The following is a 9,451-nucleotide window of genomic DNA, read 5'->3' as shown; positions in this document are numbered from 1 at the left end:
GCTGGGCCTCGGGGAGGCCCCGTTTCACCGCGTCATCGGCAGCGACGGCCGCCGTCGAGGCGATCGACGTCCAGATCGAGGACAGCACCCTGACGGCACCGCGCGACGGCCGCGTGCAGTTCATCGTGGCGCGCGAGGGCGAGGTGGTCGGCGCGGGCGGCCGGATCGTCAACATGGTCGATCTGGGCGAGGTCTACATGACCTTCTTCCTGCCGACCGCGGCTGTCGGCCGGATCGGGCTGGGCACCGAAGTGCGGCTCATCATGGACGCGGCCCCGGGCATCGTCGTGCCGGCCGAGGTGTACTTCGTCTCGGACGTGGCGCAGTTCACGCCCCGCACCGTCGAGACCGAGGTCGAGCGCGATAAGCTGATGTTCCGCGTCCGCGCCCGCATCGCGCCGGAACTGCTGGCGAAATATGCCGACTACACCAAGACCGGCCTGCCCGGGGTCACCTGGGTCCGGCTCGACCCCGCTGCCCCCTGGCCTGCTGAGGCCGACGGGCGCGTCCTCGAATGACGCCGACCGCCCCCGTCGTGCGGGCCGACGGCTTGTCGCTTCGCTACGGCCGGGTCACAGCACTTGATCGGGTGACGCTTGATCTTCCGGCAGGCTGCGTCGTCGGGCTGATCGGCCCGGACGGGGCGGGGAAGTCCAGCCTGCTTGCGCTGATTTCTGGGGCCCGCAAGCTTCAGGAAGGGCGGCTTGAGGTCTTGGAGGGCGACATGGCGCGCGCCCGCCACCGGGCGCGCATCTGCCCACGTATCGCCTACATGCCACAGGGTCTGGGGCGGAACCTCTACCCGACGCTTTCGGTGCGCGAGAACGTGGAGTTCTTCGGGCGCCTTTTCGGCGAAGGCCGGGCGGAACGGGACCGCCGGATCGCCGACCTGCTTCAAGCGACCGATCTCGACGCCTTCGCCAACCGCCCGGCGGCCAAGCTGTCGGGCGGCATGAAGCAGAAACTGGGCCTGTGCTGCGCGCTGATCCACGAACCCGACCTGCTGATCCTCGACGAGCCGACCACAGGCGTCGATCCGCTGTCGCGGCGGGAGTTCTGGGCGCTGATCGGCCGCATCCGTGCTGGTAGCCCCGGCATGAGCCTGATCGTGGCCAGCGCCTACATGGAGGAAGCTGCGAACTTCGATCACCTCGTGGCGATGGACGAAGGGCGGGTGTTGGCCACCGGCAGTCCCGCCGACCTGCTGGCCCAGACCGGCTCGGAGGATCTCGACGCGGCCTTCATCGCGCTTCTGCCCGAGGAACGGCGCGCCCGCCATCATGAACTGGTCATCCCGCCGCGCAAGCGCGAAGCTGTGAACGGCCCTGTGATCGAGGCCGAGAATCTGACCGTCCGCTTCGGCGACTTCACCGCAGTTGACAACGTCAGCTTCCGCATTCAGCCGGGCGAGATCTTCGGCTTCCTCGGGTCGAACGGCTGCGGCAAGACCACGACGATGAAGGTCCTGACCGGGCTTCTGGAACTGTCCGAGGGCAGCACGCGCCTCTATGGCCGCAAGATCGATGCCCGCGACATGGAAACGCGCAAGCGCATCGGCTACATGACGCAGAGCTTCTCGCTCTATTCCGAACTGACGGTGCGGCAGAACCTCGACCTGCACGGGCGGCTGTTCGACATGGCCCCGGCCGAGATCGCCCCGCGCATCGCCGAACTGGCGCGGCGCTTCGATCTAGAGGACGTGCTGGACAGCCTGCCCGCAGCTCTTCCGCTAGGGGTCCGGCAGCGGCTGTCGTTGGCGGTTGCGCTGATCCATCAGCCCGAGATCCTGATCCTCGACGAGCCAACTTCGGGCGTCGATCCGGTGGCGCGCGACCAGTTCTGGCAAGCGCTGGCTGACCTGTCGCGCAAGGACGGCGTGACGATCTTCCTGTCCACGCACTACATGTCGGAAGCCGCGCGCTGTGATCGCGTCTCGTTCATGCACGCCGGCCGTGTGCTGGTCTCGGGCGCGCCCGAAACAATCCGGCAGGAGGTCGGTGCGGCAACGCTGGACGATGCCTTTGTCCACCATCTTCGTCGGGCTGCGGATGACGGCGCAGCCCATCCACCCGCGACCATTGTTGCACAGCCGAACGGCCGAGAGACCCGACCGCCCGGGCGCTTCAGCCTGGCCCGACTGTTCGGCTTTTCCTGGCGCGAGGCGCTGGAGCTGCGCCGGGATCCAATCCGCCTAACGCTGGCCAGTGTCGGCAGCGTGATCCTCATGATCGTGCTGGGTTACGGCATCTCCATGGATGTTCAGAACCTGAAATTCGCGGTGCTCGACCTCGATCAGACTATTCTCAGCCAGTCCTATGTCAACGACCTTGCCGGATCGCGCTATTTCCACGAAGCGCCCCCTCTGACGGGCTACGACGATCTCGACGCGCGAATGCGCGCGGGCGAAATCAGCCTTGCACTTGAGATCCCGCCCGGCTTTGCCGCCGACCTCGCCCGGGACCGCCCGGTCGAGATCGGCGCTTGGTTCGACGGCGCGATGCCGATGCGAGCCGAGACGGTGCGCGGCTACGTCCAGGGGATGCATGTGCATTGGCTAACGGACCAGCTCCGCCAAGCCTACGGAGAGGACGCCGTGGCTGGCGACTATGCGCTGGAGGTGCGCTTTCGCTACAATCCCGATGTGGAAAGCCTTGCCGCCATGGTCCCCGCGGTCATTCCGCTTCTGCTCATGCTGATCCCGGCCATGCTGGCCGTGCTGTCCGTCTCGCGCGAGAAGGAGACGGGCTCCATCGTCAACCTCTATGTCACGCCTGCCCGGCGGCTCGAGTTCCTGCTGGGCAAGCAGGTGCCCTATGTCGCCCTCGGCTTCGTCAACTACCTGCTGCTGCTGGCGCTGGCAGTCCTGGTCTTCGGCGTACCGGTCAAGGGCAGCCTTCTGGCGCTGTCTGCCGGTGCGCTGGTCTATGTCGTGCTGGCGACCGGGCTCGGGCTGCTGATTTCCGCCTTCACCCGCAGCCAGGTGGCGGCGCTGTTCTTCACTGCGCTCGCGACGCTTATCCCGGCGACGCAATATGGCGGCATTATCGACCCGGTGTCGTCGCTGGAAGGCATGGGCCGGGTGATTGGCGAGGTCTTCCCGACCAGCCATTTCGTCACGATTTCACGCGGCACCTTCGCCAAGGCGCTCGGCTTAGGCGATCTAGGGGGATCCTTCTTGCCGATGCTTGCCCTGGTGCCGGTGGTGGTGGCGCTCGGCGCGGTGTTCGTTCGCAAGCAGGAGAAATAGGGGTTGCGACCAAGACATGTGATACATCTTGCCGTGAAAGAATTGCGCGGCCTGTTGCACGACCCGCTTCTCATGGTTTTGGTGGTCTACGCGTTCACGCTAGACATATACACCCACGCCACCGCCATGCCCGAGACGCTGAACCGCGCCACCATCGGCATCGTGGACGAGGATGCCTCGCCGCTCACGCGCCGCATGGCAGATGCCTTCCTCGCACCCTATTTCGTGCCGCCGGCGCAGATTGGCCTGGCCGAGATGGATGCGCGGATGGATGCCGGGATCGACACGTTCTCGCTGGTGATCCCCCCCGATTTCCAGCGCGACCTGCTGGCGGGCGACCGGCCGGAGCTGCAACTGAACGTCGATGCCACACGGGTCAGCCAGGCCTTCACCGGCGCCGGCTATATCCAGGCGATCGTCGATCAGGAAATTACCGGTTGGGCCGCCCGCGATGCCGCTGCGGCTGCGCCTCCGGTCGATCTGGCTGTGCGGGCGCGGTTCAACCCGGCGCTGGACCCCGGCTGGTTCGGCGCCCTTACAGCGGTGATCAGTGCCGTCACCATGCTTTCGATCATCCTGTCGGGCGCAGCCCTGATCCGCGAACGCGAACACGGCACGGTCGAACACCTGCTGGTGATGCCTGTCACGCCGGCCGAGATCATGACAAGCAAGGTTCTCAGCATGGGCGCGGTGGTGCTTGTGGCAACCGGGCTGTCGCTGAACTTCATGGTCCAGGGGGTGCTGGAGGTGCCGATAGCCGGCTCGGTCACCCTGTTTCTTGTCGGGGTGGCGCTGCATCTTTTCGCCACCACCTCTCTGGGTATCCTGCTGGCCACGATCTCCGGCTCGATGCCGCAATTTGCCATGCTGCTGTTGCTAGTCCTCTTGCCGCTGGAAATCCTGTCGGGCGGCATGACCCCGCGCGAATCCATGCCCGAGGCGGTGCAGTACGCAATGCTCGCGGCGCCCAACACGCATTTTATCGCCCTTTCGCAGTCGGTCCTGTTCCGCGGCGCGGGGCTTTCGGTGGTCTGGCCGCAACTTCTGGCACTGGCGCTGATCGGCACCGCTATGTTTTCCATTGCACTGCGTCGGTTCCACGGGCTCCTGAGGTGACCGAAAGGCGGCAGGGCATACCGACAAGGCGGGCGACGCTCGCACTGATGGGAGCTGCGGCGGTAAGCGCCTGCGGTGTAGAACCGCGCATCCCATACCGCCCGGATGACAGGGCCGCGACACCGTTGCTGGGTGCACCCTATCGCATCCGCACGGACGCGGCGATAGAGGACTATCCACCGGACCTGGGCCCGAGGTTTCGCGAGAACGGACGGTCGCATTACCTGGCCATTTCCGGGGGTGGCGCAAACGGTGCCTTTGGCGCGGGTGTCCTGGCGGGCTGGACCGCTTCCGGAACGCGACCGACCTTCTCGGTCATAAGCGGCGTCAGCACCGGGGCGCTGATCGCACCGCTCGCGTTTCTGGGCCCCGAACATGATGTTACGCTGCGCAATCTCTATACCGGCGGCGTTGCCGAGGGCATCGGCGGCAAGCCCTCGCTGCTGGGGTTGCTTACGCGGGGTGCGCTTGTCGATCCCCAGCCGCTGCGCCAACTGGTCGAATTTTTCGTCTCACCCTCGCTGCTGCGTGGAGTCGCGCAAGAACATGCCCGAGGCCGACGCCTCTTCGTATTCACGACCGATCTGGACGCCCAGCTCGGGGTGATCTGGAACATGGGTGCGATTGCGGGCAGCGGCGATCCGGGCGCTCTGTCCTTGTTTGAGGACGTCCTGATGGCCTCGGCCGCGATCCCGGGTGCATTTCCGCCGATCCGTATTCGCGGGCAGACCGCTGACGGCCGCACCTTCGAGGAACTGCACGGAGACGGTGCCGTCGTGTCGAACGTCTTCACATTGCCCGAGACTGTGCTGTTCTCGTTCCAGGGACAGCGCGCGGTCGGGGCGGCGCTGACCGACATCCACATGCTGATGAATGTCAATCTCGAACCGGAATTCAACGTCGTGGCGGTGCGACCGAGCGCGATCACCGCCCGCTCGGTTTCGACGTTGCTGAAGTACCAAATGCTGCGCCAGGTCAACGCGACCCATGACTTTGCACACGCTGCCGGAATCGGCTTCCATGTCACCTCTATTGACATGGTCGCGCCCGACGATGTCGACACCCTCGAGTTCAATACCGCCTATATGCGCGCCCTCTATGCCGAAGGTTTCCGGCGGGCACGCGCTGGGTCGGCGTGGTCAGCGGCTCTGCCACCTCTGGAAGGGGGTGAAGCGATCGTGAGCGCGGGTTAGGACCGCCAGATGACGCACAAGCCGTAGCGGCGGCACCATCCTTTTCACGCCTTCCCAAAAAGTTCCGAATCCTCGACAACCTTCTGCGCCAGAAGCAGGCTGCACCCTAGACTGTCACTTAGTTCGGCCGCGATCGAGCGGCTCAACCAGCGCGTCCAGAAACCGTGCCGGTGGTGTCCGACAACGACAAGATCCGCCTCGGTCTCAACGGATACCCTGGTGATGGTTGCGACGGGATCGCCGAACTCGATCCGGACCTGCGGCGAAAGCCCCATCCCCGTCAGCCGCTGGCGGCCCTCCTCCAGGATTGCGTCCAGATCGGCCTTCTGCTGGCCCAGGGCAACGGTATCGGCCCCGATCGCGTAGACATTGCCCGAGGCTGTCTCGACCACCGCCAGAAGAGTCACGGCAGCGCCCGTGATCTGCGCAAGGCGCGCGCCCTCGCGTAGCGCCAATCGCCCTTCGCGAGAGCCATCATAGCAGAGCAGGATTCTGGAATACACGGCTTGGCCTCCGGGCTCGAATTTAGTCTTGCAAGACGGTTGCTTGCATACTAATTAGCTTCCTATCTTTTTGCAAGACAACCAGAAGCAAGAGCTGATGACTGCTGCACCAGACATGGCGGAGACCTTCACACGCGCTCTGGCAATTGTGTCGCGCCAGTGGAAGCGCAGGCTCGACGTACAGTTTCGTCATCTGGGTCTTTCACAAGCACGCTGGGGCGTGATTTTAGAACTGTCCCGGCACGAGGATGCGACCCAGATCGAACTGGCGCGCGTCCTTGGCATCGAGGGGCCGACCCTGGTGCGCTTGCTGGACGGTCTTGAAAGAATGGGGTTTGTCGAGCGCCACCCAAGTGCCGAGGACCGACGCGCCAAGAAACTGGTCCTGACTGAAGCAGCGATGAGGATTCTTGAGAGGATGAAGTCGATCGCCGCAAATAGTCGCTTGGAAGTTCTTGAGGACATTCCTGCGGACGATCTTCGCACCGCGACCCGCGTCCTGGCGCAGATTGCATCCCGGCTGGAGAAGATGGGTAATGACGAAAATGGATGAGATCAAACCGGCAGCACCCGAAGCAAAGGAGACAGGCGAGACCTCCGTGCCGGATTTGCCAAAACCGGCTGCGCGGCGCAGCCGGGTTAAATGGACCCGGCTGTTGGTCGTGGCGGCAGTCCTTGGGGTCGTGGCCTGGCTGGGAACCCCGTGGATCATAGCACGGTTCACTCAGGTCCATATCAACGATGCCCGCATCGCAGCGAGCGTCGTGACCGTGTCGAGCGAAGTCGCTGGCCGCGTGACCGAACTTCCGGTGCTTGTCGGGGATTCGGTCGCTGCGGGAACTGTTCTAGCGTCGATCGACCAGGAATCGTCGCAGCCGCAACTCGATGCCGTCATCGCAAAGCTGGCGGCGACAGATGCCCAGCTTTCTGAACTCGAAAACCGCAAGGGCATGCTGACCGAGCAGCTTGCTGCGCGGCGAGAAGCAGCCAATGCCGGCATCGCGGCTGCCGAAGCCAACCATGAAGCCGCGCTTGCCGTGCTGCAGAATACGCAAACCCGCCACGACCGTGTGGTTAAACTGGCCGAGCAGAATGTTTCGTCGCAACAATCGCTTGATGAGGTGAACGCGGCCCTCGCCACAGCGACACAACAGGAGCGCGCAGCCTATGCCGCAACAGAAGCCGCACGGGCAGATCTTGCAATCGTCGAAGCAGACGCAGCCCAAATCGCTGTACTGGACTCTCAGATCGATTCTGTCAGGGCAGGGCGCGTCGCGATCGAGGCGGAACGTCGGCTGAAGGAAATCGATCTCGCGCACCGTACGATTGACGCCAGCTTCGACGGTATTGTTGACGCGACCTTCGTTGATGTCGGCGAGTATGTAACCCCCGGAACAAGACTGGTGATGTATCACGCGCCCGAGAATGTCTGGATCGATGCCAACGTCAAGGAAACCGAGTTTTCCAGGTTGCGTGTGGGGTCCAGAGCCAGCATCACTGTCGACGCCTTCCCCGGTCGGACCTTCGAGGGCGAGGTGATCGGCATGGGCGGCGCGGCGACCAGCCAGCTTGCCTTGCTGCCCAGCCCGAACCCGTCGGGCAACTTCACCAAGGTCACCCAGCGCCTGCCGATCCGCGTCTCGATCGATGCCGATGGTGTGGAACTGCGACCGGGCATGATGGTTGAGATCTATGTCGATGTCGCAGGTTGATCGCTTTTTCGAGCGGTATGGTCCGGCCTACAAGTGGTACGCCACCGGCACTATCATGGTGGCAACCATCTCGGTGGTTCTCTCGACCACGATCGTGAACGTCGCCATCCCGGCGGTGATGGGCGCCTTCGGGATCAGCGCGGTGCAGGCGCAATGGATTTCGACGGGGTTCCTTGCCGCCATGACCGCCACGATGCTGCTGGCCGACTGGGCGGACCGCGCCTTCGGCATGCGGTTGACCATGAATGCCGCGATGGGCGTCTTTCTGGCCGGCTCGGTCGTCGGCGGTCTTGCTCCGAATGAAACCATGCTGACGTTGGCGCGCGTCGTCCAGGGTGCCGCAGCAGGCATTGTCCAGCCGCTGGCGATGATCATGTTGTTCAAGGTCTTCCCCCCTGACAAACGTGGTGCGGCGATGGGTATCTACGGGGTGGGTGTGGTGCTCGCCCCCGCTCTCGGGCCCTGGATCGGCGGCGTATTGATGGACGCCTTCGACTGGCGCTTCGTCTTCTATCTGGGCCTTCCCTTCGCCGGGGTCGCCATCCTGCTGTCAAACCTTTTTCTGCCAGGTCGAGAGCAGACCGGGCCGCTTCCCGCTTTCGACTTCCCGGGCGTCGCGATCCTTGCGGTCTTTCTCGCAGTCATCCTCAGCACATTGTCGAATGCTCAGCGTCTGGGATGGGATTCGAACATGACACTTGTAGGCTTTATGGTGTCCGCAGCCTCGGCCGCAGGATTCATTCTATGGGAGCTTCACACCGACAAACCCATGCTCGACATGCGGCTCTTTGCCAATTTTGCCTTCGTTTCAGCCTCGGTGGTGTCCTTCATCATGGGGGCAGGGCTTTTTGGCTCGACCTATCTCTTGCCCGTCTTTGTCCAGCAGATCCAGGGCATGACGCCGACGCAAGCGGGTCTTCTGCTGATGCCGTCGGGCTTCGTGATGCTTATCGTTTTCCCGATCGCAGGGCGCCTGTCCGACAGGGTTCCAGCCGCAATCCTGATCGGCATCGGCATGGCGATCTTCGCTTGGTCCTCGTGGCTGATGGCGGATGCGAATATCAACACGACATTCTGGACACTTGCCTGGTGGACCGTGATTTCCCGGGTGGGTCTAGGGCTGGTGTTCCCGGCAATTTCCTCAGGAGCTTTGAAAGTATTGCCCCGGCATCTCCTGGGGCAGGGCTCTGGGGCATCGAACTTCATCCGCCAGCTCGGCGGCGCCTTCGGGGTCAACTTGCTCACTGTGTTCATTGAGCGGCGCACAGTCATGCACGCCGATGCCTTTGCAGCCACGCAAACCAGCGACAATACCACCACGATGGAACTTCTGCGCGAAGTCGCCGGCCTGATGCATTCGTCAGGGCTGCCAGACACGCAGCTCCTACCGGCCGCAGCCTCATTTCTGGGGCAGACCGTGGTGATCCAATCATCAAACGCTGCGTTTCAGGACGGCTTCATGGTAGTGTTCGCGATCTTCGTTCTGGCGCTCGTACCGACCTGGTTCATGTGGCGGGCCAGAACCTGAGCGCCCGCCGGACCGGCCGAGGTCAGACCGAGCACAGCGCCGCGGCCCGGCCCGCCGCCGCATGCGCGGCGATTACCGCGCCGTTCAGGTAGCCTGGATTGCGGGGCGCGGTCTCGCTGCCGGCAAGGGTCAGACGATCCGACCAGGGCGCA

The 9,451-nt window shown here is 63.9% G+C and carries 8 protein-coding genes; 7 read left to right on the top strand and 1 reads right to left on the bottom strand.

Going from position 1 to position 9,451, the window contains the following annotated elements; all coding sequences use genetic code 11:
- The 4 genes from CVM52_RS20845 to CVM52_RS20830 form a co-directional block, all read left to right on the top strand.
- A partial coding sequence (locus CVM52_RS20845; protein WP_133119915.1) for an HlyD family secretion protein occupies positions 1-518 on the top strand: 518 nt, incomplete at its 5' end.
- Positions 515-3,247, top strand: coding sequence for a ribosome-associated ATPase/putative transporter RbbA (gene rbbA / locus CVM52_RS20840; protein WP_027264280.1), 2,733 nt, complete (start codon positions 515-517; stop codon positions 3,245-3,247). The genes CVM52_RS20845 and rbbA, both read left to right, overlap by 4 nt.
- A gap of 33 nt (positions 3,248-3,280) precedes the next feature.
- Entirely contained in the window at positions 3,281-4,363 is a 1,083-nt protein-coding gene (locus tag CVM52_RS20835; protein WP_442439582.1) for an ABC transporter permease, read from the top strand.
- Positions 4,364-4,488: 125 nt separating this feature from the next.
- Entirely contained in the window at positions 4,489-5,556 is a 1,068-nt protein-coding gene (locus CVM52_RS20830; protein WP_157815109.1) for a patatin-like phospholipase family protein, read from the top strand.
- Between the two features lie 44 nt (positions 5,557-5,600).
- Here CVM52_RS20830 and CVM52_RS20825 read toward each other — a convergent pair whose 3' ends face one another.
- The gene (locus CVM52_RS20825; protein ID WP_027264282.1) at positions 5,601-6,059 is read right to left on the bottom strand and encodes a universal stress protein; all 459 of its coding nucleotides are present in this window, start codon (positions 6,057-6,059) and stop codon (positions 5,601-5,603) included.
- Positions 6,060-6,156: 97 nt separating this feature from the next.
- On the opposite strand from CVM52_RS20825, the gene CVM52_RS20820 reads away from it, so the two are divergent.
- Genes CVM52_RS20820 through CVM52_RS20810 form a run of 3 tightly spaced genes read left to right on the top strand, consistent with a single transcriptional unit; the run spans position 6,157 to position 9,299 of the window.
- Positions 6,157-6,612: a MarR family winged helix-turn-helix transcriptional regulator gene (locus CVM52_RS20820; RefSeq protein ID WP_051372705.1), complete on the top strand. Its 456-nt coding sequence runs from the start codon at positions 6,157-6,159 to the stop codon at positions 6,610-6,612.
- Entirely contained in the window at positions 6,605-7,771 is a 1,167-nt protein-coding gene (locus CVM52_RS20815) for an HlyD family secretion protein (protein ID WP_027264284.1), read from the top strand. The genes CVM52_RS20820 and CVM52_RS20815 overlap by 8 nt, the downstream gene beginning before the upstream one ends.
- Positions 7,752-9,299, top strand: coding sequence for a DHA2 family efflux MFS transporter permease subunit (locus tag CVM52_RS20810; protein WP_027264285.1), 1,548 nt, complete (start codon positions 7,752-7,754; stop codon positions 9,297-9,299). Before CVM52_RS20815 ends, CVM52_RS20810 begins: the two co-directional genes overlap by 20 nt.
- Positions 9,300-9,451 lie beyond the last annotated feature (152 nt).

It is taken from the genome of Pseudooceanicola lipolyticus, assembly GCF_002786325.1.
GTDB classification, from domain to species: domain Bacteria; phylum Pseudomonadota; class Alphaproteobacteria; order Rhodobacterales; family Rhodobacteraceae; genus Pseudooceanicola_C; species Pseudooceanicola_C lipolyticus.
Note: the sequence above shows the minus strand (reverse complement) of the source record. Positions and strands in the feature narration are given on the sequence as shown.

Bases quoted from the DNA above. Each gene is read 5' to 3' on its own strand.
- rbbA (WP_027264280.1), top strand. From the start codon at position 515: ATGACGCCGACCGCCCCCGTCGTGCGGGCCGACGGCTTGTCGCTTCGC.
- CVM52_RS20820 (WP_051372705.1), top strand. From the start codon at position 6,157: ATGACTGCTGCACCAGACATGGCGGAGACCTTCACACGCGCTCTGGCA.
- CVM52_RS20815 (WP_027264284.1), top strand. From the start codon at position 6,605: ATGGATGAGATCAAACCGGCAGCACCCGAAGCAAAGGAGACAGGCGAG.
- CVM52_RS20810 (WP_027264285.1), top strand. From the start codon at position 7,752: ATGTCGATGTCGCAGGTTGATCGCTTTTTCGAGCGGTATGGTCCGGCC.